At 73.0% G+C, this 25546-nt stretch carries 24 protein-coding genes; 16 read left to right on the top strand and 8 right to left on the bottom strand.

The genetic code is table 11. The features are described from left to right. The first annotated feature begins 3 nt into the window (after nucleotides 1-3). Nucleotides 4-543, top strand: a complete 540-nt coding sequence (locus tag ACZ7MF_RS36685; RefSeq protein WP_356366011.1) for an arginine repressor — start codon at nucleotides 4-6, stop codon at nucleotides 541-543. A 196-nt stretch (nucleotides 544-739) separates the two neighbouring features. On the opposite strand, the gene ACZ7MF_RS36680 is transcribed toward ACZ7MF_RS36685, so the two are convergent. From ACZ7MF_RS36680 to ACZ7MF_RS36660, 5 genes are all read right to left on the bottom strand, one after another. Continuing rightward, nucleotides 740-1483, bottom strand: a complete 744-nt coding sequence (locus ACZ7MF_RS36680; protein ID WP_471482642.1) for an FAD:protein FMN transferase — start codon at nucleotides 1481-1483, stop codon at nucleotides 740-742. 55 nt (nucleotides 1484-1538) lie between these two features. After that, the gene (locus ACZ7MF_RS36675; protein WP_471482492.1) at nucleotides 1539-2321 is read right to left on the bottom strand and encodes an FMN-binding protein; all 783 of its coding nucleotides are present in this window, start codon (nucleotides 2319-2321) and stop codon (nucleotides 1539-1541) included. Between the two features lie 27 nt (nucleotides 2322-2348). Beyond that, nucleotides 2349-3731, bottom strand: a complete 1383-nt coding sequence (locus tag ACZ7MF_RS36670) for a ferredoxin reductase family protein (protein WP_471482491.1) — start codon at nucleotides 3729-3731, stop codon at nucleotides 2349-2351. Between the two features lie 88 nt (nucleotides 3732-3819). Then, nucleotides 3820-4536, bottom strand: a complete 717-nt coding sequence (locus tag ACZ7MF_RS36665) for a L,D-transpeptidase family protein (RefSeq protein ID WP_471482490.1) — start codon at nucleotides 4534-4536, stop codon at nucleotides 3820-3822. A gap of 3 nt (nucleotides 4537-4539) precedes the next feature. Continuing rightward, nucleotides 4540-5127 (bottom strand): pyridoxamine 5'-phosphate oxidase family protein, encoded by a 588-nt coding sequence (locus ACZ7MF_RS36660; protein ID WP_471482489.1) that lies wholly within the window; start codon nucleotides 5125-5127, stop codon nucleotides 4540-4542. A gap of 119 nt (nucleotides 5128-5246) precedes the next feature. On the opposite strand from ACZ7MF_RS36660, the gene argH reads away from it, so the two are divergent. From argH to ACZ7MF_RS36640, 4 genes are all read left to right on the top strand, one after another. Beyond that, nucleotides 5247-6674, top strand: a complete 1428-nt coding sequence (gene argH / locus ACZ7MF_RS36655) for an argininosuccinate lyase (RefSeq protein WP_471482488.1) — start codon at nucleotides 5247-5249, stop codon at nucleotides 6672-6674. A 115-nt stretch (nucleotides 6675-6789) separates the two neighbouring features. Further along, the gene (locus ACZ7MF_RS36650) at nucleotides 6790-7761 is read left to right on the top strand and encodes an aldo/keto reductase (protein WP_471482487.1); all 972 of its coding nucleotides are present in this window, start codon (nucleotides 6790-6792) and stop codon (nucleotides 7759-7761) included. Nucleotides 7762-7867: 106 nt separating this feature from the next. After that, complete coding sequence (locus ACZ7MF_RS36645) at nucleotides 7868-8419, top strand: TetR/AcrR family transcriptional regulator (protein WP_471482486.1); 552 nt, start codon at nucleotides 7868-7870, stop codon at nucleotides 8417-8419. After that, a complete protein-coding gene (locus tag ACZ7MF_RS36640; RefSeq protein WP_471482485.1) occupies nucleotides 8416-9948 on the top strand; it encodes an MFS transporter in 1533 nt (510 codons plus the stop codon). Before ACZ7MF_RS36645 ends, ACZ7MF_RS36640 begins: the two co-directional genes overlap by 4 nt. Before the next feature lie 72 nt (nucleotides 9949-10020). Here ACZ7MF_RS36640 and ACZ7MF_RS36635 read toward each other — a convergent pair whose 3' ends face one another. After that, nucleotides 10021-10692 carry a lysophospholipid acyltransferase family protein gene (locus ACZ7MF_RS36635; protein WP_007447704.1) on the bottom strand — a complete coding sequence of 224 codons (672 nt, stop codon included), beginning with the start codon at nucleotides 10690-10692 and terminating at the stop codon, nucleotides 10021-10023. Nucleotides 10693-11066: 374 nt separating this feature from the next. Here ACZ7MF_RS36635 and ACZ7MF_RS36630 point away from each other — a divergent pair, with 374 nt between their 5' ends. The 3 genes from ACZ7MF_RS36630 (at nucleotide 11067) to ACZ7MF_RS36620 (ending at nucleotide 13375) form a co-directional block, all read left to right on the top strand. Next, nucleotides 11067-12245: a glycerophosphodiester phosphodiesterase gene (locus ACZ7MF_RS36630; RefSeq protein WP_471482484.1), complete on the top strand. Its 1179-nt coding sequence runs from the start codon at nucleotides 11067-11069 to the stop codon at nucleotides 12243-12245. Between the two features lie 74 nt (nucleotides 12246-12319). Then, the gene (locus tag ACZ7MF_RS36625; protein ID WP_471482483.1) at nucleotides 12320-12820 is read left to right on the top strand and encodes a sigma-70 family RNA polymerase sigma factor; all 501 of its coding nucleotides are present in this window, start codon (nucleotides 12320-12322) and stop codon (nucleotides 12818-12820) included. 57 nt (nucleotides 12821-12877) lie between these two features. Next, nucleotides 12878-13375 (top strand): GNAT family N-acetyltransferase, encoded by a 498-nt coding sequence (locus tag ACZ7MF_RS36620; protein ID WP_356866167.1) that lies wholly within the window; start codon nucleotides 12878-12880, stop codon nucleotides 13373-13375. Nucleotides 13376-13439: 64 nt separating this feature from the next. Here the strand turns inward: ACZ7MF_RS36620 and ACZ7MF_RS36615 are convergent, their stop codons facing one another. Both ACZ7MF_RS36615 and ACZ7MF_RS36610 read right to left on the bottom strand, forming a co-directional pair. Then, nucleotides 13440-13856 (bottom strand): hypothetical protein, encoded by a 417-nt coding sequence (locus ACZ7MF_RS36615; protein ID WP_471482482.1) that lies wholly within the window; start codon nucleotides 13854-13856, stop codon nucleotides 13440-13442. A gap of 1 nt (nucleotide 13857) precedes the next feature. Then, entirely contained in the window at nucleotides 13858-14217 is a 360-nt protein-coding gene (locus ACZ7MF_RS36610) for a hypothetical protein (RefSeq protein ID WP_361010706.1), read from the bottom strand. A 60-nt stretch (nucleotides 14218-14277) separates the two neighbouring features. Between ACZ7MF_RS36610 and ACZ7MF_RS36605 the strand changes: the two genes are divergently transcribed. The 8 genes from ACZ7MF_RS36605 (at nucleotide 14278) to cobA (ending at nucleotide 25545) form a co-directional block, all read left to right on the top strand. Further along, entirely contained in the window at nucleotides 14278-14928 is a 651-nt protein-coding gene (locus tag ACZ7MF_RS36605) for an HAD family hydrolase (protein ID WP_471482481.1), read from the top strand. 425 nt (nucleotides 14929-15353) lie between these two features. Then, entirely contained in the window at nucleotides 15354-16418 is a 1065-nt protein-coding gene (locus ACZ7MF_RS36600; RefSeq protein WP_471482480.1) for a methionine ABC transporter ATP-binding protein, read from the top strand. After that, on the top strand, nucleotides 16415-17152 hold the full coding sequence (locus ACZ7MF_RS36595; RefSeq protein WP_471482479.1) for a methionine ABC transporter permease: 738 nt from the start codon (nucleotides 16415-16417) through the stop codon (nucleotides 17150-17152). Before ACZ7MF_RS36600 ends, ACZ7MF_RS36595 begins: the two co-directional genes overlap by 4 nt. Before the next feature lie 65 nt (nucleotides 17153-17217). After that, complete coding sequence (locus ACZ7MF_RS36590; RefSeq protein ID WP_471482478.1) at nucleotides 17218-18045, top strand: MetQ/NlpA family ABC transporter substrate-binding protein; 828 nt, start codon at nucleotides 17218-17220, stop codon at nucleotides 18043-18045. A gap of 135 nt (nucleotides 18046-18180) precedes the next feature. Then, nucleotides 18181-18819 carry a GNAT family N-acetyltransferase gene (locus ACZ7MF_RS36585; RefSeq protein ID WP_471482477.1) on the top strand — a complete coding sequence of 213 codons (639 nt, stop codon included), beginning with the start codon at nucleotides 18181-18183 and terminating at the stop codon, nucleotides 18817-18819. 117 nt (nucleotides 18820-18936) lie between these two features. Then, nucleotides 18937-20163, top strand: coding sequence for a precorrin-6y C5,15-methyltransferase (decarboxylating) subunit CbiE (cbiE, locus tag ACZ7MF_RS36580; RefSeq protein WP_471482476.1), 1227 nt, complete (start codon nucleotides 18937-18939; stop codon nucleotides 20161-20163). Nucleotides 20164-20535: 372 nt separating this feature from the next. Beyond that, nucleotides 20536-24165 (top strand): nicotinate-nucleotide--dimethylbenzimidazole phosphoribosyltransferase, encoded by a 3630-nt coding sequence (gene cobT / locus ACZ7MF_RS36575; RefSeq protein ID WP_471482475.1) that lies wholly within the window; start codon nucleotides 20536-20538, stop codon nucleotides 24163-24165. Nucleotides 24166-24312: 147 nt separating this feature from the next. Further along, entirely contained in the window at nucleotides 24313-25545 is a 1233-nt protein-coding gene (gene cobA, locus ACZ7MF_RS36570) for a uroporphyrinogen-III C-methyltransferase (RefSeq protein ID WP_471482474.1), read from the top strand. The last annotated feature ends 1 nt before the right edge of the window (nucleotide 25546 follow it).

The raw sequence follows: 25546 nt of genomic DNA, 5'->3' as shown, positions 1-25546 counted from the left end.
ACGATGAGCCACGCGCAGGAGCACGAGCAGACGGCAGGGCCCGCCCTGCCGCAGACCCGCACCGCACGCCACCGCCGGATCGTGGACATCCTCAACCGGCAGGCGGTGCGCTCGCAGAGCCAACTGGCGAAGCTGCTCGCCGACGACGGGCTCACCGTCACGCAGGCGACGCTCTCCCGGGACCTGGACGAGCTGAACGCGGTCAAGATCCGCAACACCGACGGCGACCTCATCTACGCGGTGCCCAGCGAGGGCGGTTTCCGCACCCCGCGGGCGCCGCTCGGGGAGTCGGCCAAGGAGGAGCGGATGCGGCGGCTCTCCGCGGAGCTGCTGATCTCGGCGGAGGCGTCGGCGAACCTCGTGGTCCTGCGGACCCCTCCCGGGGCGGCGCAGTTCCTCGCCTCGGCGATCGACCAGGCGGAGCTGCACGACATCCTGGGGACGATCGCGGGCGACGACACGCTGATGCTGATCAGCCGGGAGCCTGCGGGTGGGCAGGCGCTGGCGGACCACTTGCTGCGGTTGGCCCAGAACGGGGCCTGAAGGGGGCGGTGCGGTGGTCCGCCGACCGCGGGCGCGTCGTGGCCGGTCGCGCAGTTCCCCGCGCCCCTGATCCCCCCGGCGCCGCTGCGGGCAGTCGTGCCTCCCCAAGTGCCTGAACGGCCTGGGAGGTACCCCCAGGCGGCACGGGTGGGCGCAGCGGCACCCCGCGAACGCGGGCGGGTGTAACGCCGGTACCTCAGCCCAAGCGGGCCGCCAGCCCTCCCGTGCACCGCACCTCGTCCCCCGCCGTGATCAGCAGCGCCTCCACCCCGTCCAGCGACTCCAGCCACCCCAACCCCTCCCGCGACCCCATCGCGAACGCCGCCGTCGCCCAGCAGTCCGCCCACGTCAGCCGAGGCGCCACCACCGTCACGGACAGCAGGTCGGTCACCGCCGAGCGCCCGGTGCGCGGGTCGACGACATGCGCACCCCGTTCCGCGGAGCCGGACGTCGCCACGGCCAGCTCCGCCACCCCCGCCGCCGAGACGACCGCCGCGAGCCCGCCCGGCCGCAGCGGGTCCGACACCCCGACCCGCCACGGCCGCACGGCACCCGGCGTCCCGAGCAACTGCACGTCCCCACCCCCGTTGACGCTGACGCCGCTCACACCGGCGACCACCGCCGCGATCCCCCGTGCGGCCCGCTCCACGGCCCAGCCCTTGACGATCCCGGTCGGATCGAGCCGGCCCCGGTAGCGCGTGCTGAACCAGCCGTCGCTCACCCGCTCCGCCTCGGCCGCCAGCTCCAGCACCTCGGCGACCTCCGGCGCGCAGGCGGCGACGGTCAGTTCCCCGCGCGCCAGCCGGGAGATCTGGCTGCCCTCCCGGTAGGTACTGAACACCTCGTCGGCCCGGTGCAGTCCGGCGACGGCCTCGTCCAGTGCCGCCCGTACGGCCGCGGGTTCCCCGCCGCGGACGTCGAAGGAGAAGACGGTCCCCATCGCCTCCTCCACATGACGTATCGCGGCGGGAGCCTCGGTGGACCCGGTCACGGTGTCAGCCACCGGCCCGGTCCAGCGCCGACTGGAGGGACTGTTTGTACCCGGCGCTGGTGTAGGTGGCGCCGGACACGGCGTCGATGTCGGCGGTGCCCGCGGTGACGGCGGCCTGGTTGAGCTTGGGTACGGCGTCGGCGGTGACCTGGTCGCTGCGACCGCCCCTGGGTGCCTGGAGGGCCTCGGCGTCGGTGACCCTCCCGCCGCTGACGGTGACCCGGACCTGCACGGTTCCGTACTGGGTCTGCGCGGCGTCCCCGGTGAGCACCTGCGTGCCCTGCCCGGCGCCGGTGCCCGGGTCGTCTCCGGCGGCCGCGGAGCCCGGGTCCGTGTCGGCCGCCGAGGCCGCCTTGTCGATCGCCGACTGAAGGGACTTCACGTACCCGGCGCTGGTGTAGGTGGCGCCCGAGACCGCGTCGATGTCGGCGCTCCCGGCCGCGACGGCGGCCTGGTTGAGCTTGGGTACGGCGTCGGCGGTGACCCGGTCGCTCTGCCCGCCCTTGGGTGCCTGCACGGCCTCGGCCTTGGTGATCCGGCCCTCGCTCACCGTGACCCGCACCTGCACGGGTCCGTACTGGGTCTGCGCGGCGTCACCCGTGAGCGTGCCGGCTCCGGCGCCCCGGCCGCCCTGGGGCGACTGTGCGGCCACGGGCGGTGCCGCGCCGCCCGCCGCCGAGGCGGCGCCCGGGTCGGACGCCGGTTTCAGCGACAGCAGCAGCACGATCCCGGACACGGTGGCGGCCCCGGCGAGCACGGCACGCCGAACGGGGTGGCTTTTCCTCATCTGTCCTGGACTCCCGATGTCCGTCGCTCACATCTCGAACGACTCGTGGTGGATACGGCGAGCGGGGACCCCCGCGCCGCGCAGTGCCTCGTACACCGACTGGGCGAAGCCGGGCGGCCCGCACAGGAAGACGTCGTGGCGCTCGACGTCCGGGATCTTGCGGGCCAGGGTCTCGGCCGAGATGTCGGGTCGCTCCCCGTCCGGGCTGTTGACCGCGTACATCAGCCGGGCGCCGCGCTCGTCGGCGATTCCGGCCAGCTCGTCCCACAGCGCCAAATCCTGGGTGCTGTTGGCCCGGTAGAGCAGCGTGATGTCGCCGGACGCGCCGGGCAGCGTCTCGAACAGGGCCCGCATCGGCGTGATCCCGACCCCGCCTGCCACCAGCAGCACCTTGCCGCGGCTGCGGCGCTGCGCGGTCAGGGCGCCGTACGGGCCCTCCGCCCACACCCGGGTGCCGGGCGTCAGCTCACGGAGCCGGGCGCTGTGGTCGCCGATCGCCTTCACGGTGATCCGCAGCATGTCCGGGCGCGGCGCCGCCGACAGCGAGTACGGGTGCGAGCTGAACCGCATGCCGGGTGCCAGGAACCGCCAGCGGAAGAACTGCCCGGCCTCCGCGCCCATCCGGTGCAGCCGGCGCCCGCCGATGAGCACCGACACGATCCCGGGCGTCTCCTCGATCACCGCCTCCACCCGCATCCGGTGCCGCAGGTTGAGCCGGAGGGGGGTCAGCACCCGGTACCAGAGCACCAGCGCGGTCACCGAGCCGTACAGCACGTACCAGACGGTCCTGGCGACCGGCTCGACGGCGAAGTCGTTGCCGGTGGTCAGCTGGTGCCAGAAGGTCAGGAACACCGCCGCGTAGGTGAGCAGGTGCACGTGGTACCAGGCGTCGTACGGGATCCGGCGGCGGACGGGGCCGACGGACAGGAGCCCGATGACGACCAGCAGGCCGGTGCCGACGGCGGCCTTGCCCATGTCCGGCAACTGGTTCACGGAGTCGACCGTCTGCGCGACGATGTCGCCGAGGCCCCGGCCGGCCTGCGCCGCGTAGCCCCACATGATCAGGAAGACGTGGGCCAGGACCAGACAGAGGGTGTAGCGGCCGGTCATGGCGTGCCAGCGGGCGACCCGGTCGGACCCGACGCGCCGCTCCAGCGCCGGGACCCGGGCCATCTGGAGCACCACCAGCGCCATCAGGTATCCGGCCAGCAGACCGGTGATCCGGCCCGCGCCGAGGATCTTGCCGGTGTCGTCGGAAATGGCGGGCGTGTTGCGCCACCACAGCCACAACACGCCCGCCGCGCCCGCCCACACGGCGAGCAGCAGGGGGACGGCGGGGGAGCGGCGCGGACGGATGCGCCGCATCGTCTGACGGCGGGCGGCACGGCCGCCGGCGAGCGTGGTGGTCACGGTTCCTCCGTGGGGACTTGACCCTTGGCCCACAGATACGCGCCGTGCCGGTCGAGCGTTCAGCCCGGTTCGGCCGTGCCGTCCGCGTTCAGTACCGGGTGACCGCCGTCGCCCCGCCCGAGGTGCCGATCGCGATGTGCGGGCGTTCCCCCGGCTCGGCCCACCGCAGGATTCGCCGCATCGCCTCCTTCGGCACCGACACGCATCCGGCCGTCGCCCCGCGCCCGTCGACGTGCAGGAAGATGCCCGCGCCGCGGCCGCGCACCGGGCGGTCGTAGTTGAAGCCGACGACCAGGGCGTGCGCGTACTGCGCCGAGTAGGTGACCAGGTGCTCGGCCTCGGTGGCGCGGCAGTCGGCGGGGCGGGGCTCGGTCCAGCGGTTGTAGGAGCGGGAGGCGTTGTCCTGGCACCACCAGGAGTCCTGACGGACCGGGCGGTACCGGTACGCCGTGCCGCGCGGTGCCGCTTCGATGCCGAAGGCGTACGGCAGGTCGTACAGGCCGGTCGGGGTGGTGTTGGTGCCCTGGACGCGTGTCGTCCCGTCGGTGAGTCCGCCGGACCCGAAGCGGGCGGGCGCGGAACCGGCCGCCACCCAGCGACCGCGGTCCCCGCCCCTGCGGTCCCACCAGGTGACGGTGCCCGTGGTCGAGCCGGTGTCCGGTGCGACGGCGGTGATCAGCTGGGTGCCGCCGCCGGTGTCCGCCATCCGGTCCGGCAGCGGCCGGGACGCCGACCCGTCGGCCGGGGCGGCGCCGAGCAGGAGGAGGGAGGCGGACACGAGGAAGGCGACGACACCGGGGCGCATGGTTCAGACGGTAGAAGGAGGCAGCGGCAACGGCAGCCCGGGAAGGCCGTCGATGCTGGAGGCGATGTGCTCCTTCTTGGTGAAGTACGCGTCGAGCGAGGCGTCGTCCTCCCGGGCGAACCGCTTGCCGTGCAGGTCCCGGTCGCTCTCGTAGGCCATGAAGGGGACGGCGTAGCCGCAGGTGTCCCGGATGAGTTCGGCGCTCACGACGATCACGGCGCGCAGTCCGTGCACGGTGGGGTCGATGTCCGGGAAGTGGGTGAGCAGCTCCGGGAAGCGGGCGTCGTCGCGGAAGACCGGTTCGCCCCGGCCGTGCACCCGCACGATGTTGGGCGGGCCCTGGAAGGCGCACCACATCAGGGTGATCCGGCCGTTCTCCCGCAGGTGGGCGATGGTCTCCGCGTTGGAACCCGCGAAGTCGAGGTAGGCCACGGTCAGTTCGTCGAGCACCGCGAAGCAGCCCGTGAGGCCCTTGGGGGACAGGTTGACCGTGCCGTCGTCGGCCAGGGGAGCGGTGGCGGTGAAGAAGAGGGGCTGCGCCTCGATGAAGGCGCGGAGTCTGCCGTCTATGCGCTCATAAGTCTTTCCCATGTCTAACGATTATGGGGGTGCGGGACGCGACGGGCGCCGTCAACCTGCCAGATTGACGAAACATGCAGAGTTCTGCATACTCATGCATGACAGAGATCGTACGGTTGAGGAGCGACCCAGTGAGCAGCAACAGCGGTGACGTCCGGCTCTGGGGCGGCCGTTTCGCCGACGGACCCGCCGAGGCCCTGGCGAAGCTGTCCGCGTCCGTCCACTTCGACTGGCGGCTCGCGCCCTACGACATCGCCGGTTCGCGCGCCCACGCGCGCGTGCTGCACAAGGCCGGGCTGCTCACCGAGGACGAGCTGACCCGGATGACCGCCGGGCTCGACCGCCTGGAGGCGGACGTCGCCGACGGCTCCTTCACCGGCACCATCGCCGACGAGGACGTCCACACGGCCCTGGAGCGCGGGCTGCTGGAGCGCCTCGGTCCGGACCTCGGCGGCAAGCTGCGCGCCGGCCGGTCCCGCAACGACCAGGTGGCGACCCTCTTCCGGATGTACCTGCGCGACCACGCCCGGACCGTCGGCTCGCTGATCGCCGACCTCCAGGACGCGCTGATCGGCCTCGCCGAGGCCCACCCGGACGTGGCCATGCCCGGCCGCACCCACCTCCAGCACGCCCAGCCGGTGCTCTTCGCCCACCACGTCCTCGCCCACGCCCAGGCGCTGGGCCGGGACGCGGAGCGGCTGCGCCAGTGGGACGAGCGCACGGCCGTCTCCCCGTACGGCTCGGGCGCGCTCGCGGGCAGCAGCCTCGGCCTGGACCCGGAGGCCGTCGCCCGCGACCTGGGCTTCGAGCACGGCAGCGCGGGCAACTCCATCGACGGGACGGCCTCGCGCGACTTCGTCGCCGAGTTCGCCTTCATCACCGCGATGATCGGCGTCAACGTCTCCCGGATCGCCGAGGAGATCATCATCTGGAACACGAAGGAGTTCTCCTTCGTCACCCTCCACGACGCCTTCTCCACCGGCTCCTCGATCATGCCGCAGAAGAAGAACCCCGACATCGCCGAGCTGGCCCGCGGCAAGTCCGGGCGGCTCATCGGCAACCTGACCGGCCTGATGGCGACCCTCAAGGCCCTCCCGCTCGCGTACAACCGCGACCTCCAGGAGGACAAGGAGCCGGTCTTCGACTCCATCGACCAACTGGAGGTCCTGCTCCCGGCCTTCACCGGCATGATGGCCACCCTCACCGTGCACCGCGAGCGGATGGAGGAGCTGGCCCCGGCCGGGTTCTCGCTCGCCACCGACATCGCCGAGTGGCTGGTCAGGCAGGGCGTGCCGTTCCGCGTCGCGCACGAGGTGGCCGGCGAGTGCGTGAAGGTCGCCGAGGCCGACGGCAAGGAGCTGGACGAGCTGACCGACGAGCAGTTCGCCAAGATCTCCGAGCACCTCACCCCCGAGGTGCGCACCGTCCTCAACGTCCCCGGCGCCCTCGCCTCCCGCGACGGCCGCGGCGGCACGGCGCCCAGCGCGGTCGCCGTCCAGCTCGCCGAGGTGAAGGCGGACGTGGCGGCCCAGCACGCCTGGGCGGACGCCAAGAAGTAGCGGCAGGCCGTAGCGGCGGGCGGCGGCAGCCGGTGTGCCCGGCGGGCATCGCGGTTACGTTGGTCAACAGCTCAGCAGCTCAACAGCTTCAGCAGTCGACCGAACGGAGCCCGCGATGCCCTTCGCCCGCCTGGCCGCGGCGACCACCCCCACCTGTCACATCGGGCTGGGACTCGCCGCCGTCGGCCGCCCCGGCTACATCAACCTCGGCCGCGACCGGGACCTGCCGGCCGACCGCACCGTCGAGGCGTTGCGCGAACGCACCCACGACCTCCTGGACGCCGCCTACGCGCAGGGCGTCCGCTACTTCGACGCGGCCCGCTCCTACGGCCGCTCGGAGGAGTTCCTGGCCGGCTGGCTCCGGGACCGCCCCGACGTCGACGACGTGGTGGTCGGCAGCAAGTGGGGCTACACCTACACGGCCGACTGGTCCACCGAGGCCGAGAAGCACGAGGTCAAGGACCACGGCGTAGCCACCTACGACCGCCAGCGCGCCGAGACCGACGCCCTGCTCGGCGACCGGCTCGACCTGTACCAGATCCACTCGCTCACCCCGGACAGCCCGGCCCTCACCGACAAGGAACTGCACGCCAGGCTGGCCGAGGCCGCCGCGCAGGGCAGCACCGTCGGCTTCTCCACCAGTGGTCCCGCCCAGGCCAACGCCATCCGCGCCGCGCTCGCCGTGACCGTCGACGGCGAGCCCCTCTTCCGTACCGTCCAGTCGACGTACAACGCGCTGGAGACCTCCGCCGGACCCGCGCTGGCCGAGGCGCAGGAGGCCGGGCTCACCGTGCTCGTCAAGGAGGGCATGGCCAACGGCCGCCTCGCGGAGCCGCACGCCCCCGACGTCCTGAAGGCGGTCGCAGAGGAGACGGCCCTGGGCTGCGACGCGGTCGCCCTCGCCCTGGTCCTGCGGCAGCCCTGGGCCGGTGTCGTCCTGTCCGGCGCGGCGACGGTCAACCAGCTCGGCTCCAACCTGCACGCCGCGGTGGTCGACCTCGACGACGACCAGGTGGCGCGCCTGGGCGCACTCGCCGAGGAGCCGCACGCCTACTGGGAGCGCCGCGGTCGGCTGCCCTGGCACTGAGACCACCGACGAGACCACCGGCCGCAGAATCCGTGACCGCCCCGTGAGGTGAGTCACGCCCACCCAGGGTGAGACAAGAGTGTCTCATGTGGGTTATTGTTGTCTCATGGCCGTCGATCGTGAACAGGTACTGCGCAGCGCCGCGGCCCTGCTGACCCGGAAATCCACCGCGACCATGGACGAGGTCGCCAGGGCCGCCGGCCTCAGCCGGGCCACGCTGCACCGGCATTTCGCCGGGCGCGACGCCCTCGTCCGGGCGCTGGAGTCGCTCGGCATCGCCGAGTGCGAGGCCGCCCTGGCGGCGGCCCGCACCGAGGAGGGCCCGGCGGCCGACGCGGTGCGCCGGCTGGTCGGCGCGATGGAGCCCTCCGCCGCCCTGCTCGCCTTCCTCTACTCCGAGAACCAGCTGTTCGAGGGCGAGGAGCAGAACGAGGGCTGGGCCCGCATCGACACCGGGCTGACCGAGCTGTTCCGCAGGGGCCAGGAGAGCGGCGAGTTCCGCATCGACCTCACGCCCGCCTGGCTCACCGAGGCGCTGTACGGCCTGCTGGCCTCCGGCGCCTGGGCGGTGGCCGAGGGCCGCGTGGCCCGCAACGACTTCACCCACATGATCGTCGAGCTGCTGCTCGGCGGCGCACTCCGGAGAGAGGAACCATGACCCGCACCCTGCAGCCGGCCCACCTGACCGAGGCGGTGAAGCGCCCCGGCCGCTGGCTGGCGCTGTCCGTCCTGGTGCTGGCCGTGCTGCTGGTGGCCGTCGACGCGACCGTCCTCGGTCTCGCGACGCCCTACATCAGCGAGGACCTCGCGCCCTCCGGCACCCAGCTGCTCTGGATCGGCGACGTCTACTCCTTCGTCATCGCCGGCCTGCTCGTCTCCATGGGCAGCCTCGGCGACCGCATCGGGCGCAAGCGCATCCTGCTCATCGGCGCCACCGCGTTCGGCGCGATCTCCGTCCTCAACGCCTACGCGCACACGCCCGAGGTCATGATCTTCGCCCGGGCCCTGCTCGGCGTCGCGGGCGCCACCCTGATGCCCGCCACCCTCGCCCTGATCCGCAACCTGTTCCACGACCCGCGCGAACGCAGCCTCGCCGTCGGCATCTGGGGCGCGGCCGCCTCCGCCGGTGCGGCGGTCGGTCCGGTCGTCGGCGGGTTCCTGCTGGAGCACTTCTGGTGGGGCTCCGTCTTCCTGATCAACCTGCCCGTGATGGCCGTCCTGGTCGTCGTCGGCGTGAAACTGCTGCCCGAGTCCCGCAACCCGAACCCGGGCCCCTGGGACCTGGCCAGCGTCGCCCTGTCCCTGGTCGGCATGGTCGGCGTCGTGTACGCCGTCAAGGAGGCCGCCGCCCACGGGTTCGCCTGGGCCACCCTCGCCGCGGGCCTGCTGGGCGCCGCCGCGCTCTACGGCTTCGTCCGCCGGCAGCTGACCATGCCGGTCCCGCTGCTCGACATGCGGCTGTTCCGCAACCGCGGCTTCAGCGGTGCGGTCCTGGCCGACCTGCTGACCATCCTGGGACTGTCGGGGCTGGTGTTCTTCCTCTCCCAGTACCTGCAACTCGTCCAGGGCAGGCGGCCCTTCGAGGCAGGCCTGGCCGAACTGCCCGCCGCGGTCGGCGCGGTGGTGGCCGGTCTGATCGCCGGGCGCGCGGCCCGGCGCTTCTCGGTCCGTGCCGTGGTCTCCGGCGGACTCGCCGCCGTCGGTCTCGCCCTCGCCGCGCTGACCGTCATCGGCCAGCACACCGGCTATCCGCTGCTCGGCGCGGCCCTGCTGGTCGTCGGCCTCGGCGCGGGCTTCGCGTTCACCGTCACCGCCGACGTGATCCTCTCCAGCGTGCCCGGGGAACAGGCGGGCGCGGCCTCCGCGGTCTCGGAGACGGCGTACGAACTCGGCGCCGCGCTCGGTATCGCGGTGCTCGGCTCCATCGTGACCGGCGTCTACCGCGACTTCACCGGGCCCGCGGGCACCCCGGACGCCGCCCACGATTCACTGGGCGGCGCGGTGGAGGCCGCTGCCCACCTCCCCGGCCCCGCAGGTCAGGTGCTGCTGGACTCCGCCAGGCAGGCCTTCGTCGACGGCCTGACCCTCGCGGCGGGCGTCGGCGCCGCCGTACTCCTGGCCGCCGCCGCGGCGTCCTGGTACCTGCTGCGGGGCCAGCGCCTGGAGGACGGGGTGGAACACCCGTAGCCGTACGGCGCGGGAACGCGAAACGGCGGGCCGCTCGGTGAGCGGCCCGCCGTCTCCATGCCGGGTGCGGACCTACGCCGCCTTCGCCTTGCTCGCGTACATGTCCACGTACTCCTGGCCCGACAGCCGCATGACCTCCGTCATCACCGAGTCGGTCACCGCCCGCAGCACATAGCGGTCGCGGTCCATGCCCTCGTAGCGGGAGAACTCCATCGCCTCGCCGAAGCGGACCGTGACCCGGCCCGGCCGCGGCAGACCCGCGCCGCCCGGCTGGAGCTTGTCGGTGCCGATGACGGCGAACGGGACGACCGGGGCGCCCGTCATCAGGGTGAGCCGGGCGATGCCGGTGCGGCCGCGGTAGAGGCGGCCGTCGGGAGAGCGGGTGCCCTCCGGGTAGATGCCGAAGACGTGGCCCTCCTCCAGGATGCGGCGGCCGGTCATCAGGGCCGCCACCCCGCCCCGGCCGCCGTCCCGGTCGACCGGGACCATGCCGACCCCGGTGAAGAACCAGGCCATCAGCCGGCCCTTGAGGCCCTTGCCCGTGACGTACTCGTCCTTGCCGATGAAGAAGACCTGCCGGTCGCAGGTCAGGGGCATGATCACCGAATCGATGAAGGTGAGGTGGTTGCCGGCCAGGATCACCGGACCGTCGCCCGGGATGTTCTCCACACCCTCCACCCGTGTGCGGAACATCAGGCGCATGATCGGACCGAGCACTGCCTTGATGAACACGAAGCGGGACAACGTGGCCCTCCGGTGTCGGGGATGCGGTATGAGTCTGTGCAGGTGAGGACATTACTCGCGGCCCAGGGGATCACGCACCTCGGGTCACCCGGGTCTGGCGCGGTACGGACGCGTGTTGACGCGTGTTCACCGGACACGGCCCGGATCGAAGCACACACGACACCCGGTCCGCGTGAGGCGCGCCGCCCGGGCGACGCCACCGGGCCCGTGTCCTTTCGCCTACCCCGACCCGCCGCCGCCAAGCCGACGCCACGTCAGCCTTCCGCCCCACACGACATCCCCCCGCACCCGCGTGTTCCGGCCGCGGTCTCCCGCTCGTCATGTACGCGCCCCTACGATCGGCCCGCACTGGACGGTCAACGGCAGGAGGCCCCATGGGAACGCAGGACTCGGACGAGCGGGCGGGCGGCGGCACCGGACGGCGGGCGCTCCTCGGCGCGGCGGTGCTCGGCGCGGGCGGGGCCGTACTGGGTGTGCCCGGCACGGCGAGAGCCGCCGGCGCCCGGCACGGCGGCGGACACGGCGGCGGGGTCGAGAGCCTGCCCGTCCCGACCGTCATCGGCCACCGCGGCGCCAGCGGCTACCGCCCCGAGCACACCTTCGGCTCCTACGAGCTGGCCCTCGACCTGGGCGCCGACATCGTCGAGGCCGGTGACCTGGTCCCCACGAAGGACGGCCACCTCGTCTGCCGGCACGAGCCGGAGATCGGCGGCACCACGGACGTCGCCGACCACCCCGAGTTCGCCGACCGCAAGCGCACCAAGCTGCTCGACGGGGTCTCCACCACCGGCTGGTTCACCGAGGACTTCACGCTCGCCGAGCTCAAGACGCTCCGCGCCACCGAACGCATCCCGGCCAACCGCCCGCACAACACCCTCTACGACGGCCGCTGGGAGATCCCCACCTTCGAGGAGGTGCTGCGCTGGCAGAACGAGCAGACCCGCAGGCGCGGCAAGCAGGTCTGGATCTACCCCGAGCTCAAGCACCCCACCTACTTCCGCGAGCTGGGCCTCGGCACGGAGGAGCGCCTGGCACGGCTGCTGCGCAAGTACGGAAAGGACCGCAAGAACTCGCCCGTCATCATCCAGTCCTTCGAGCCCACCAGCATCCAGCGGATGAACAGGCTGGTCCGCAACCCGCTCGCCGTCCTGCTGTCCGGCGCCGACAGCCGCCCCTGGGACTTCGTCCAGACCGGCGACCCGCGCACGACTGCCGACCTCATCACGCCCGAGGGACTGAAGGAGATCGCCTCCTACGCACAGGGCATCGGCCCGACGCTGGACCTGATCATCCCGAAGGACTCCGCCGGCCGCCTCACCGAACCGACGACGCTCGTTCGCGACGCGCACCGCGCGGGCCTGGTCCTGCACCCCTACACGATGCGCAACGAGAACCCCTTCCTGCCCGCGGAGTTCCGCGAGGGCAGTGACCCCGACGCCTACGGCGACGTCTTCGGCGCCTTCCGGACGTACTTCGCCACCGGTATCGACGGCGTCTTCACCGACAATCCGGACACGGGTGTGCTGGCCCGCGAGGACTTCGTCAACGGCTGAGCGACCGCCCCCGGTTGGGGTGACCTTCGGCCGCCCGGGCAACCCGCCGCCCGGGCGGCCGCGTCGATGTGCATATGACGGACGACCTGGTCACCTCCCTGCGCCCCCTGCTCACCGCCGAGGCCTCGGCCGAGGCATATGCGTCCGGAGCCGAGCCCGGCGACCTGGAACAGGCCGTCTGGCTGCGCCTGCTGGAACGCCTGGAGGCCGACGGCCCGCCCCCCGACCCACACCGCTGGCTGCGCAGCGCGGTGCGCACCGAGGCCCGCCGCACCCGCCGCAGGGCCCGTCACGAGCGGCCGTACGGGACCGAACCCGCCGGTGTCGCCGCGTACGCGTACGAGCCGGAGCGGATCGCGCTCACCGCGGCCCGGCACCGCGCCCTGCGCGAGGCCGTGCGCCGGCTGCCGGGGCGCTGCCCCCGGCTGATGGAGGCCCTGTTGTCGCCCAGGGACCTCACATACCGGGAAATCGCGGGGGAGTTGGGTATCTCACAGGGCAGTCTTGGTCCGGAACGCTCCCGATGTCTGGGATGTCTGCGTCGATTGCTGACGCCGGAGGTTGCGGCCGGCTGAGGACGGGGATAGGAGTGGGGGACCACAGGTGATCAGGTGAGCGGGAGGCATGCGCACATGGGCATGAGCGTGACCATCTCGGCGGCGACCGAACAGGATGCCGAGCAGATCTTCCGGCTGCAGTACCTCTGCTTCCAGAGCGAGGCGGCGCTGTACGCCAACTACCGCATCGACCCGCTCGTCCAGACCCTGGACTCCGTGCGCCAGGAGGTCGCCGCCGACTGCGTCTTCGTGGCGCGGCTCGGCGACGAGGTCGTCGGCTCGGTGCGGGGGCGGGTGACCGAGGACGGGGCGGCGTCCATCGGCAAGCTCTGCGTCCACCCCCGCCTCCAGGGACACGGCATCGGGGCCCGGCTGCTGCGGGCCGCCGAGTCCACCCTGGGCGGGGAGCGCGGCGCCAAGCGGTTCCGGCTGCACACCGGACACCGCAGCGAGAGCAACCTGCGGCTGTACCGCCGGGTCGGCTACGAGACGGTGGGGACCGCCGAGGGCGCCGACGGCGTGCCCATGATCGTCCTGGAGAAGCCGGCCGGGACGTACGCGACCACGGCCTGAGGACCACGGCCCGAGGAAAACGGCCGGAGGGCGACCGTCCGACGACCGCCGGGCCCGGCGACCGCTACGCGGTGCGGGCCCGGCGCAGCCAGTACAGGGCCGACAGCGGCAGCAGCACGGGAATGAAGAGGTACCCCATCCCGTAGTCCGACCACACGGTCGCGTCGGCGAAGGCGGACGGCTCCACCAGTGTCCAGGTGCCGACGGTCAGCACGCCCACCAACTCGGCGGCGCAGCACACCTGCGCGGCCTTGCGGGCCTTCTCGCCGCCGCGCACGAGGGTGTATGTGATGAACCCGTAGACGACGCCCGCGAGGGCAGACAGCGAGTAGGCGAGCGGCGCCCGGTCGAACTCGGTCGCGATCTGGTACGCGGACCGCGACACCGCGCCGACGACCATCACGCCGTACAGCCACACCAGCAGGATGCCGGGCCCGCCGATCAGCCGCTGCCCGGCCCGCTTCTCCTCCGTGGCCACCACGTCAGCCTCCCCAGATGTCGAACAGCCGCACCTCGAGGACGGCGAGGACGACACCGCCGGCCGCGACCGTCACCGAGCCCCAGCGGGTGCGCTCGGCCAGCGACATGAACCCCGCCGCCGGCACACACGCGAAGGCACCCAGCAGATACGCCACGAAGATCGTCGTGCCCTGCTCCGGTTCCTCGCCCCGCGCCAGCTGCACGATGCCGACCACCAGCTGGATCAGCGCCAGCGCCGAGACCGCGGCCATGCCGATGAAGTGCCAGTCCTTCGTCGGCTGGTCACGGTAGGCGGCCCAGCCGCACCAGGCGGCCAGCAGCAGTGCGGCGACGCCGGTCACCAGCGTCAGGACGTCAAGCATGGCAGCGAGCCTATTACGGCCCAAAAGGCCCGCCGTCCCCGGCCCCGTAGGGTCGGGTGCATGAAGCTCCACGCACAGGCCCTGCTGTTCGACAACGACGGCACCCTCGTCTCCTCCCTCGAATCCGTGCGCCGCTGCTGGACGCGCTGGGCCGTCGAGTACGGGATCACCGCCGAGCGGTTCGGGCGGGTGGAACTGCACGGCCGCCCGGCCGCGGAGATAGCCGCCGACCTGCTGCCCGCAGACGTGGTCGCCGAGGCCGTCGCCCGCATCGAGCACCTGGAGGTCGAGGACGTGCCGGGCGGGGGTGTGCATCTGCTGCCCGGCACCCGCGACTTCCTCGACGCGCTCCCGGCCGACCGCTGGGCCGTCGTCACCTCCGCCACCCGCCGCCTCGCCGAGGCTCGCCTCGACGCCGTCGGCATCCTCCCCAAGACTCTGATCGCCGCCGACGACATCACCCGCGGCAAGCCCGACCCCGAGCCCTACCTGCTCGGCGCCCGCGCCCTGGGCGTCGACCCGGCCGACTGCGTCGTCTTCGAGGACGCCCCCGCCGGACTCCAGGCCGGCCGCGCCGCCGGGATGCGGACCGTGGCGTTGGCCACAACCCACCGGGCCGACGAACTCGACGCCGACCTCGTCGTCACCGACCTCTCGGCCTTGTCGGCACTGGCCACCGAGGGCGGAGTCGAGATCACCGTCCGGGGCTGATCCACGCGCGCCGCGCCCCTCCACCGTCCACCGCTGTCCAGTATCCGGACAGCGGTCTCCGGCCAGGGCCGTACGTCTGCTTTACTGATCCGCATGAGCACCACGAGCGACCGCACCCCTGCGACCGAGGCGACGACGACGCCCGGTGCTCGTTGTATGTGCCGCCGAATGTGCGCCTTCTAGAGGGCCCCCGCACCACCTGAGTCTCGCGCCCCGAAGCGAGCGCCCCCTCGTGCCCGCCCGCGCCCCGACGCGCACGCGGCCGAGCCACGCCCCGCGCACACGTTTCTCCCCGGTCCCACCGCCATGGCGCACCGCCACCGCGAGAACCGTGCCGCGTTCCGAAGGGCCAAGAACCCCAAGAACAACGCCCCGTGCCCGGCGCACACCACCGCGCCGCGCACTCGACAGTGACGGAAACCCACGTGATCACCACATCGGGCCTCACCAAGGTCTATCGTTCACGCGGCCGTGAGGTCACCGCCCTGGACGGCGTCGACCTGCACGTCCGCGAGGGCGAGGTGTACGGCGTCATCGGTCAGTCCGGCGCCGGCAAGTCCTCGCTCATCCGCTGCGTCAACCTCCTGGAGCGCCCCACCGCCGGCACGGTCTCCGTCGCGGGCCAGGACCTCACCGCGCTGGCCGGCCGCGGCCCCCGCGCGGGCCGGGAGCTGCGGCAGGCGCGCAGCCGCATCGGCATGGTCTTCCAGCACTTCAACCTGCTCTCCTCGCGGACCGTCCGGGACAACGTCGAACTGCCGCTGGAGATCCTCGGCAAGTCCGGGAAGGAACGTTCCCGCAAGGCGCTGGAGCTGCTCGACCTCGTCGGTCTCGCCGACAAGGCGGGGGCCTACCCCGCCCAGCTCTCCGGCGGCCAGAAGCAGCGCGTCGGCATCGCCCGCGCCCTGGCCGGCGACCCCAAGGTCCTGCTCTCCGACGAGGCCACCAGCGCCCTCGACCCGGAGACCACCCGCTCCATCCTCCAGCTGCTGCGCGACCTGAACCGGCAGCTCGGGCTGACCGTCCTGCTCATCACCCACGAGATGGACGTCGTCAAGAGCATCTGCGACTCGGCCGCCCTCATGGACCGGGGCCGCGTCGTCGAGTCCGGCACGGTCGGCGAACTCCTCGCCACCCCGGGCTCCGAGCTGGCCGCCGCGCTCTTCCCGGTCGGCGGCGAGGCCACCGGCGACGACCGCACCGTCCTCGACGTGACCTTCCACGGCGAGGCCGCCACCCAGCCCGTCATCTCCCAGCTGTCGCGCACCTACAACATCGACATATCGATCCTGGGCGCCGCCATCGACACCGTCGGCGGCCTCCAGATCGGCCGGATGCGCATCGAACTGCCCGGCCGCTACGAGGACAACGTCGTGCCCGTCGGCTTCCTGCGCGAACAGGGTCTGCAGATCGACGTGGTGAACGAGACGCCGGAGACACCGGCGACTCCGGCGCAGTCGGCTTCGCTGGTGAAGGAAGGTGCCAAGTGACCTGGTCGCAGATGCAGCCGCTGCTGGAGCAGGCCTCCTGGGAGACCCTGATCATGGTCGGCTGGTCCACCCTGATCGCCGTCGTCGTCGGCCTGCCGCTCGGCGTGCTCCTCGTCCTCACCGACCGGGGCGGCCTGCTGCAGAACGTCGTGGTCAACAAGGTCATCGGGCAGATCGTGAACATCGGCCGCTCGATGCCGTTCATCATCCTCATGGTCGCGCTGATGAGCTTCACCCGCTGGGTCACCGGCACCACCATCGGCAGCGAGGCCGCGATCGTGCCGCTCGCCATCGGCGGCATCCCGTTCTTCGCGCGGCTCGTCGAGACCGCCGTGCGCGAGGTCGACGGGGGGCTCGTCGAGGCCGTCCAGTCCATGGGCGGCAACACCTGGACCATCGTCCGCAAGGTGCTGGTCCCCGAGGCGCTCCCGTCGCTGATCGCCAGCGCCACCACCACCGTCATCGCGCTCATCGGCTACTCCGCCATGGCCGGCACCGTCGGCGGCGGCGGCCTCGGCGACCTCGCCGTCCGCTACGGCTACCAGCGCTTCGAACCCGACTTCATGTGGATCACCGTCGCGCTCCTCGCCGTCGCGATCTCGCTCATCCAGTTCGCCGGCGACTACGCGGCCCGCACCCTGCACCGCCGCGGCGGACGCGGCGGAACGGCCCCCAGACTCCGGCTGCTCAGGGCCAAGGAGCCCGCCGCGGCCGACGTCGGCAAGGTCGCCTGACCGCGCCCCCACAGACTCCCCGCCGTACCGGGCGGGGCCGCACCACCTCAGGAAAGGCACTTTTCGTGCGTAACACCGCCAAGTTCACCACCGCCGTCCTCGCCGCCGGAGCCCTCACCCTCGGCCTGACCGCCTGCGGCTCCGACAAGGACTCCGCCTCCGACACCTCGGGACCGCTGGTCGTCGCCGCGACGCCCGTCCCGCACGCCGAGATCCTCAACTACGTCAAGGACAACCTGGCGAAGAAGGAGGGCCTCGACCTCGAGGTCAAGGAGTTCACCGACTACGTCACGCCGAACACGGCGACGGAGGACGGCTCGGTGGGCGCCAACTACTTCCAGACCGAGCCCTACCTCACGGACTTCAACAAGAAGAACGGCACCCACCTGAAGTCCGTCGCCTCGGTGCACCTGGAGCCCCTCGGCCTCTACTCCAAGAAGGCCGACAAGGTCGGTGACCTGAAGAACGGCGCGACCATAGCCCTGCCCAACGACACGGTCACGGAGGCCCGCGCCCTGCAGCTGCTGGCCTCGGAGGGGCTGCTCACCCTCAAGGACGGCGCCGGCAACTCGGCGACCACCGCCGACATCACCAAGAACCCGAAGAACCTCGAGTTCAAGGAGCTGGAGGCGGCCCAGACCCCCCGTTCCCTGAACGACGTCGACGCTGCCGTCATCAACGGCAACTACGCCCTGGAGGCGGACCTCAAGCCCGCGAAGGACGCCCTCGTACTGGAGTCCGCCGAGAACAACCCGAACGTCAACCTCCTCGTCGTCAAGGAGGGCCAGGAGGACGACCCGCGGGTGAAGAAGCTCGCCAAGCTCCTCACCTCGCCCGAGGTGAAGAAGTTCATCGAGGACAACTACGCCGGGTCCGTGCTCCCCTCCTTCTGAGCCGAACCCCGCGCCACCCACCGGGTCCGCTCCCTGCGCACGGGGGTGGACCCGGTGGTGTGGTTGAGTGCTTTCATGCTGCATGCTGGGCAGTTCGAGCAGGCCCTGACGGTTACACAGGTTACGGAGCGGCGCATGACGAGCACCTTCCCCAACATCTCCATCAGCACGGAGCGGTTGGTGCTGCGCCCCCTGGACGAGGACGACGTCCCCGCGCTGGCCGCGATGATGAACGACGAGCAGGTCGCCGCCTGGACCCACGTCCCCCAGCCCTTCACCGAGGACAACGCCGCCGGCTGGATCGGCGAGTACGCCCCCGCCGAGCGCACCGCGGGCCGGGGACTCGACCTCGCCGTCACCGAGTTCCTCACCCAGCGACTGGTCGGCGTCATCCAGCTGACCAAGACCAACTGGCACGTACGCTCCACCGAACTCTCCTACATAGTCGCCCCCTGGGCCCGGGGTGAGGGGTACGCGTCCGAGGCGGCGCTCGCCACCGCCCAGTGGCTCTTCGGCGACCAGAAGTTCGAACGCGTCGAGCTGCGCACCGCGGCCGACAACACCGCCTCCCAGCAGGTCGCCCAGAAGATCGGCTGCATCAGCGAGGGTGTGCTGCGCGGCGCCTGCATAGCGCGCGCACGCACCGAAGACGGCGTCTGGACGGACGTACGCACCGACTTCATCGTGTGGAGCCTGCTGCCCGAGGACCTCGAGGGCGCCACCGGGCAGCTGACCGACCCCGACGGTTTCACCACCTTCACCGACTGGAACTGATACCCGAGGGGCGACCCGCGCCACCACCCCGGACCCGGGCCGCACCAGGTACCCTCACGGGGCGCGCCCGCGACGGTTCCACGACCACGACCCGCGAAACCCTGGAGACTGACGACGATGGCCGACCGGGTCACGGTGATCGGCTGGGACGGTTCGCCGCTGACCGCCGCGGCACGCTCCGCACTGGGCGCCGCCACCCTGGTGGCCGGCGCCGCCCACCACCTGGCACTTCCCGAGGTACCGCCCGCCGCCGAACGCGTCCGCCTCGGCAGCGTCGCCCTCGCCGCCCGCCGCCTCGCCGCACACCGCGGCACGACGGTCGTCCTGGCCGACGGCGACCCCGGCTTCTTCGGCGTCGTACGCACCCTGCGGGCCCCCGAGTTCGGCCTGGAGGTGGAGGTCGTCCCCGCCGTCTCCTCCGTGGCCGCCGCCTTCGCCCGTGCCGGGATGCCCTGGGACGACGCCCAGGTGGTCGTCGCCCACCCCCGCACCCTGCGACGCGCGGTGAACGTGTGCCGCGCCCACACCAAGGTCGCGGTCCTCACCTCACCGGGCGCCGGGCCCGCCGAGCTCGGTCTGCTGATGGAGGGCGTCCACCGCACCTTCGTCATCTGCGAGGAACTCGGCACCACCCGCGAACGCGTCACCGTCGTCACCTCCGACAAGGCAGCCGACCACACCTGGCGCGACCCGAACGTCGTCATCGTGGCCGGCGGCAGCGCAGGACCGGCCACCGCGGGCGACGGCACCGGCTGGATCACCGGCCGCGACCCCGCCACCGGACCGCGCGGCTGGTCCCTGCCCGCCGCGGCGTACGGCGGTGAACTGGGCGAGGGCGAGGCCGACCTGCTCCGCACCGCCCAACTCGCCCGGCTCGGGCCCCGCCTCGGCGACCTCGTGTGGGACATCGGCTGCGGCAGCGGCGCCTTCGCCACCGAGGCCGCCCGCGCCGGGGCCGCCGTCATCGCGGTCGACCGGGACCCCGACGCCTGCGCCCGCACCGAGGCCACCGCACGGCAGTTCGGCGTCCAGCTCCAGACCGTGCACGGCAACGCCCCCCACGTCCTGGAGGACCTCCCCGAACCGGACGTCGTCCGGGTCGGCGGCGGGGGAGCGGCCGTGGTCTCCGCGGTCGCCGACCGCCGCCCGCAGCGCATCGTCGCGCACGCCGCGACCCGCGACGCGGCCGAACTCGTGGGCAGGGACCTGACGGAGCACGGGTACCGCGTCGAGTGCGCCCTGCTGCAGTCCGTCGGACTCGACACCCGGGCCTGGACGGAGACGGAGCGGAGCGTCGCGTTCCTGCTCAGCGGAGAGATCGTGCGGCGCGAAGCACCCCGCTGAGGACCGGCGAGGACCGCGCCCCGTGATCGGTTGTTCATACCGCGCGGGGTAGGCTGGCGGATTGTTGTACCGCATGCGGACACCCGGCAGTTCGTCAGTCGATGTCCGTAAAAACCCGCACCTTCGGGGGCGGGTGTGGTACGGCAGAACCGGAGGACGCGCAACGTGGCGCAGTCCACAGCGGGCCGTCGCGGATCAAGCTGTCGTGGCGGGGGGACGACCGCGACAATGGCACTCAATGGCTTTGTCGTCTTTTCCCGCGGGTCGTTCGTGCCGCTGGGCACGCCCGCTCGTTCTTCACTACGGGCGGTCGGTGCGCCGTCCCGGGTGAGCTGGTCGTAGAAGCACTAACCGATGGGCGAGGGGTTACGCATGACCGACACCGGCCAGATCCCGGGCGAGGGGCTGCCGGAGAACGCAGGCATGGTGGAGCAGCCGGGCGTCCCCGCACCCGGCGCGTACACCTACCTCTCCGAGGCCACCGCCGAGGACGAGGACCTGTTGTTGCTGCCGGGAGCCCAGAGTGCCTGGGGCAACGAGGTCGCGCCGCCGGCGCCGGAGCCGGTCGTCGAGACCGTGCACCAGCCCGGACCGCACGAGATGTCCGGCCGTGACAGCGGCTCGGTCGACCTCGGCGGCGTCCGCCTGCCCGACCCGGCGCAGGACCCCGCGTCCGCGCCGGTCCCGGCGCGCAGGCCCCTCCACCTCGGTCCGCCGATCCCGGACACCTCCGCCAGCCCGGTCCGCTCCCTCGCCGACCGCGGCCCCGCCGACGCGCCGGTACGGCATCCCGGCCCACCGGCCACGGGGCCCGAGTACCTCGACGTCCCGCAGGCCGCCGTGCCGACTCCGCAGGCGGCGGCACCCTGGGGAGCACAGACGGCGCCGCAGGCCCAGGCGGTCCCGGTGAACGCCGGGGCGGGGCATGCGGAAACGGTTGTTCCGGTACCGGAGCAGCAGCCGGCCGAGCCGGTGGGCGCGGCCCAGGCGCTCGTGACCCGCGTGGCCACGGAGGCCGTGGCGGCGGCGACCGGCGGGACGCCCGTGGGCGCCGGAGAGCCCGGCGAAGCGCAGGAGGCGCCCGCACCGCAGGAGGCGCCCGCACCGCAGGAGGCGCCCGCACCGCAGGCGGCGCACACCGACGCGGGGCAGCCGGTCGGTCTCGCGGCGGAAGCCGTACCGGCTCCCGAAGCGGCCCCCGCGGAGCCCGTGACCCCTGTGACCGCTCCCGTCCCTGCGGCGGCGGAGGACAACGCCGGGCCCGAGGAGGCACTCGCGGTTCAGGAGGCCCAGGAGGCCCCCGCGCCGGCGGCTCCCGAAGAAGCACCGGCGGAAGTATCCGCAGAGGTACCCGCGGAAGCACCGCAGGGACTTGACGAACCCCCCGTGGCTGAAGCCCCGGAGGCGCCAGAGGCGCCAGAGGGCCCCGCGCCGCAGGAGGCACCGTCCTCCGAGGCACCCGAGCCCGAACACGGCGACGCCCAGGCACCCGACGCGCCCGTGGCCGCCGCGGAGCCCGAGGCCGAACCCGAACCCGAGCCGTCCCCGGCTCCGGCTCCGGAGCAGCCCGCTCCGGTCCAGGTGGAGGCCGCGCAGCCGACGCTCCCGGAGGCACAGCCCGCCCCGGAGGAAGCGCCGCACCCGCAGCCGTACGACCAGCCCGCGCCGCAGCCCGCCCAGGGACCCCAGTCCCTCATGGACGCCAACATGCAGCAGGAGCAGGAGCAGGAGCAGGTGCAGGAAGAGGCCGTGGTCGTGGCCGACGGCACCGCGGAGCCCGTAGCGGCGGACGCGTCCGCCACCGGCGCGCAGGAGCCCGCGCCCGTACCCGCGCCGGTCGCCCAGGAACCGCTTCCCGCCCAGCCCGTGGGCCAGTTCCTGCCCGTCGACGGCGGGCAGGTGCCCACGACCCCGCACCTCGCGCCCACCCCGCCCGAGGCAGTCCTGGTCCCGCCGGAGGCGGCCCCCGAACCGGAGCCCGAGGCTGCGGCCCCGATGGCCGAGGAGGCCGTCGCCGCGGTACCGGCGCCGCGCGAGGCCGACCCCGAACTCGTCCAGAGCGCCGACGACCTGGACACCCGGGGCGCCGGCGAGGACGACCACGTGACCGAAGCCGCCGAAGCCGCCGAAGCCGCCGAGGCGACCGAGGCGACCGCGGTGGCGACGGAAGCGCCGGGCGCGCAGCCCGCGTCCCAGGAGGCCCGCGCCCCCCAGGAGGCCCCGCACGACGAAAGTACGGCCGGAGCCGCGGAAGCACCGCAACCCGTCGGCCCCGCGGCCCCCGCCTACGACGACGCCGAGCGCGCGGCCGTACTCAAGGTCATGCGCGAGCGCCGCGACATCCGCAACGGCTTCCGCAGCGACCCCATCCCGCACGAGGTACTGCTCCGGGTCCTGGAGGCCGCCCACACCGCGCCCTCCGTCGGTCACTCGCAGCCCTGGGACTTCGTCGTCATCCGCTCCGCCGACACCCGTCGCGCCATGCACGAACTGGCGACGCGTCAGCGGGAGGCGTACGCCAAGTCGCTGCCCAAGGGCCGGGCCAAGCAGTTCAAGGAACTGAAGATCGAGGCCATCCTCGACACCCCGGTCAACATCGTCGTCACCGCCGACCCGACCCGCGGCGGCCGGCACACCCTCGGCCGGCACACCCAGCCGCAGATGGCGCCGTATTCCTCCGCGCTCGCCGTCGAGAACCTCTGGCTCGCCGCCCGCGCCGAGGGCCTCGGCGTCGGCTGGGTCAGCTTCTTCGACGAGCGCGAGATGGTCCGCGCCCTCGGCCTGCCCGAGCACCTGGACGTCGTCGCCTACCTGTGTGTCGGCTACGTCGACGAGTTCCCGGACGAGCCCGAGCTGATGCAGGCCGGCTGGTCCAAGCGCCGCCCGCTGTCCTGGGTGGTCCACGAGGAGACGTACGGCCGTCGCGCCCTGCCCGGCGAGGCGCCGCACGACCTGCTCGCCGAGACCGTCGCGCAGATCCGCCCGCTGGACGCCAAGGCGCTCGGCGAGGCGTGGGAGCGGCAGAAGCGGATGACCAAGCCGGCCGGTGCGCTCGGCATGCTGGAGATCATCTCCGCCCAGCTGTCCGGCCTGTCCCGGCAGTGTCCGCCGCCCATCCCGGAGCCCGCGGCCGTCGCGGTCTTCGCCGGTGACCACGGTGTGCACGCCCAGGGCGTCACCCCCTGGCCGCAGGAGGTCACCGCCCAGATGGTGGCCAACTTCCTGGGCGGCGGAGCGGTCTGCAACGCCTTCGCCACCCAGGTCGGCGCCGAGGTGTGCGTCGTGGACGTCGGGGTCGCCACCGACCTGCCCGCCACACCGGGCCTGCTGCCCCGCAAGGTCCGCGCGGGCACCTCCGACATGACCACCGGCGCCGCGATGACCCGCGAGGAGGCCAAGCAGGCCATCGAGGTCGGCATCGAGACCGCCCGCGACCTGGTGGCGGCCGGCAACAAGGCGCTGCTCACCGGCGAGATGGGCATCGCGAACACCACCGCGTCCGCCGCGCTCATCTCCGTGTTCACCGGCGCCGACCCGGCCGAGGTCACCGGTCGCGGTACCGGCATCAACGACGAGACGCTGGTCCGCAAGACCGAGGTCGTGCGCCGCGCCCTGGAACTCCACCAGCCGGACCCGGCCGACCCGATCGGCGTGCTCGCGGCGATCGGGGGCTTCGAGCACGCGGCCATGGTCGGTCTGCTGCTCGGCGGCGCGTCCCTGCGCACCCCGGTGATCCTGGACGGCGTCAGTGCCGGTGCCGCCGCCCTGGTGGCCCGCGCGATCGCCCCCGAGGTCCTCGCGGCCTGCATCGCCGGTCACCGCAGCGCCGAACCCGGCCACGTCGCCGCGCTCAACAAGCTGGGCCTGCGTCCGCTGGTCGACCTGGACCTCCGCCTCGGCGAGGGCACCGGCGCGCTGCTCGCGCTCCCGATGGTGCAGAGCACGGCGCGGGCCATGCACGAGGTGGCGACGTTCGACTCGGCGGGGGTAACCGAGAAGTAGAGGCCGGCGAGCCGGCGGGACCGGTGGTTGTACCCACAAGCCGCACCCGGCAACGAGGTCCAACCACCGGACCAACCGCGCCCCACCAGCCGTCCCGCCGTAAAATCCGCACGTCAGCGCCACCGCCGCAAGAGGAGCCGTCCCCTCATGGCCGAACACCCCGCCTACCCCGTAGGCCTCCGCCTCACCGGCCGTCGCGTGGTCGTCCTCGGCGGCGGACAGGTCGCCCAGCGCCGCCTGCCCGCCCTCGTCGCGGCCGGCGCCGACATCCGCCTCGTCTCCCCGGAGGCGACCCCGTCCGTCGAGGCGATGGCGGACGCGGGGGAGATCTCCTGGGAGCGGCGCCCCTACGAGGTCGGGGACCTCGCGGACGCCTGGTACGCCCTGATCGCCACCAGCGACACCGCGGCCAACGACGCCGCCTCCGCCGAGGGCGAGCGGCACCGCGTGTGGTGCGTCCGCTCCGACGACGCCGACCTGGCCACGGCCTGGACCCCGGCGACCGGACGCAGCGAGGGCGTCACCGTCGCCGTGCTCACCACCGACGCGCGGCACCGCGACCCCCGCCACACGGCCGCCATCCGCGACGCGGTGGTCGAGGGCCTGCGCGACGGCACCCTCGTCGCCCCGCACCGGCGCACCCGCACCCCCGGCGTCGCCCTGGTCGGCGGCGGCCCCGGCGACCCCGACCTGATCACCGTCCGCGGGCGCCGCCTGCTCGCCGAGGCCGACGTCGTCATCGCCGACCGGCTCGGCCCCCGCGACCTGCTCGCCGAGCTGCCGCCGCACGTCGAGGTCATCGACGCGGCCAAGATCCCGTACGGCCGCTTCATGGCCCAGGAGGCCATCAACAACGCGCTGATCGAGCACGCCAAGCAGGGCAAGGCGGTCGTACGGCTGAAGGGCGGCGACCCGTTCGTCTTCGGCCGGGGCATGGAGGAGGCGCAGGCGCTGGCCGAGGCGGGCATCGCGTGCACCGTCGTCCCCGGCATCTCCAGCACGATCTCGGTCCCCGGCGCGGCCGGCATCCCGGTCACCCACCGGGGCGTCGCCCACGAGTTCACCGTGGTCAGCGGCCACGTCGCCCCCGACGACGAGCGCTCCCTGGTCGACTGGCCGTCCCTGGCCAAGCTGACCGGGACACTCGTGATCCTCATGGGCGTCGACAAGATCGGCAAGATCGCCGGGACCCTGATCGCGCACGGAAAGTCCCCCGACACCCCGGTCGCTCTCGTCCAGGAGGGCACCACGGCCGCCCAGCGCCGGGTGGACGCGACCCTCGCCACCGTCGCCGAGGTGGCCGTCGCCGAGGAGGTCAGGCCGCCGGCCGTCATCGTCGTCGGCGAGGTCGTCGCCGTCGGTCCGCACGGGACGGTCTGAC

Source organism: Streptomyces sp. NPDC111628 (genome assembly GCF_055635195.1).
This window is presented reverse-complemented; position numbering and strand designations above follow the sequence as displayed.

What these genes read in the sequence shown, in the direction of transcription:
- ACZ7MF_RS36685 (WP_356366011.1), top strand. Translation starts at nt 4, where the DNA reads ATGAGCCACGCGCAGGAGCACGAGCAGACGGCAGGGCCCGCCCTGCCG.
- ACZ7MF_RS36680 (WP_471482642.1), bottom strand. Translation starts at nt 1,483, where the DNA reads ATGGGGACCGTCTTCTCCTTCGACGTCCGCGGCGGGGAACCCGCGGCC.
- ACZ7MF_RS36675 (WP_471482492.1), bottom strand. Translation starts at nt 2,321, where the DNA reads ATGAGGAAAAGCCACCCCGTTCGGCGTGCCGTGCTCGCCGGGGCCGCC.
- ACZ7MF_RS36665 (WP_471482490.1), bottom strand. Translation starts at nt 4,536, where the DNA reads ATGCGCCCCGGTGTCGTCGCCTTCCTCGTGTCCGCCTCCCTCCTCCTG.
- ACZ7MF_RS36660 (WP_471482489.1), bottom strand. Translation starts at nt 5,127, where the DNA reads ATGGGAAAGACTTATGAGCGCATAGACGGCAGACTCCGCGCCTTCATC.
- ACZ7MF_RS36650 (WP_471482487.1), top strand. Translation starts at nt 6,790, where the DNA reads ATGCCCTTCGCCCGCCTGGCCGCGGCGACCACCCCCACCTGTCACATC.
- ACZ7MF_RS36645 (WP_471482486.1), top strand. Translation starts at nt 7,868, where the DNA reads ATGGCCGTCGATCGTGAACAGGTACTGCGCAGCGCCGCGGCCCTGCTG.
- ACZ7MF_RS36640 (WP_471482485.1), top strand. Translation starts at nt 8,416, where the DNA reads ATGACCCGCACCCTGCAGCCGGCCCACCTGACCGAGGCGGTGAAGCGC.
- ACZ7MF_RS36630 (WP_471482484.1), top strand. Translation starts at nt 11,067, where the DNA reads ATGGGAACGCAGGACTCGGACGAGCGGGCGGGCGGCGGCACCGGACGG.
- ACZ7MF_RS36625 (WP_471482483.1), top strand. Translation starts at nt 12,320, where the DNA reads ATGACGGACGACCTGGTCACCTCCCTGCGCCCCCTGCTCACCGCCGAG.
- ACZ7MF_RS36620 (WP_356866167.1), top strand. Translation starts at nt 12,878, where the DNA reads ATGGGCATGAGCGTGACCATCTCGGCGGCGACCGAACAGGATGCCGAG.
- ACZ7MF_RS36610 (WP_361010706.1), bottom strand. Translation starts at nt 14,217, where the DNA reads ATGCTTGACGTCCTGACGCTGGTGACCGGCGTCGCCGCACTGCTGCTG.
- ACZ7MF_RS36605 (WP_471482481.1), top strand. Translation starts at nt 14,278, where the DNA reads ATGAAGCTCCACGCACAGGCCCTGCTGTTCGACAACGACGGCACCCTC.
- ACZ7MF_RS36585 (WP_471482477.1), top strand. Translation starts at nt 18,181, where the DNA reads ATGACGAGCACCTTCCCCAACATCTCCATCAGCACGGAGCGGTTGGTG.
- cbiE (WP_471482476.1), top strand. Translation starts at nt 18,937, where the DNA reads ATGGCCGACCGGGTCACGGTGATCGGCTGGGACGGTTCGCCGCTGACC.
- cobT (WP_471482475.1), top strand. Translation starts at nt 20,536, where the DNA reads ATGACCGACACCGGCCAGATCCCGGGCGAGGGGCTGCCGGAGAACGCA.
- cobA (WP_471482474.1), top strand. Translation starts at nt 24,313, where the DNA reads ATGGCCGAACACCCCGCCTACCCCGTAGGCCTCCGCCTCACCGGCCGT.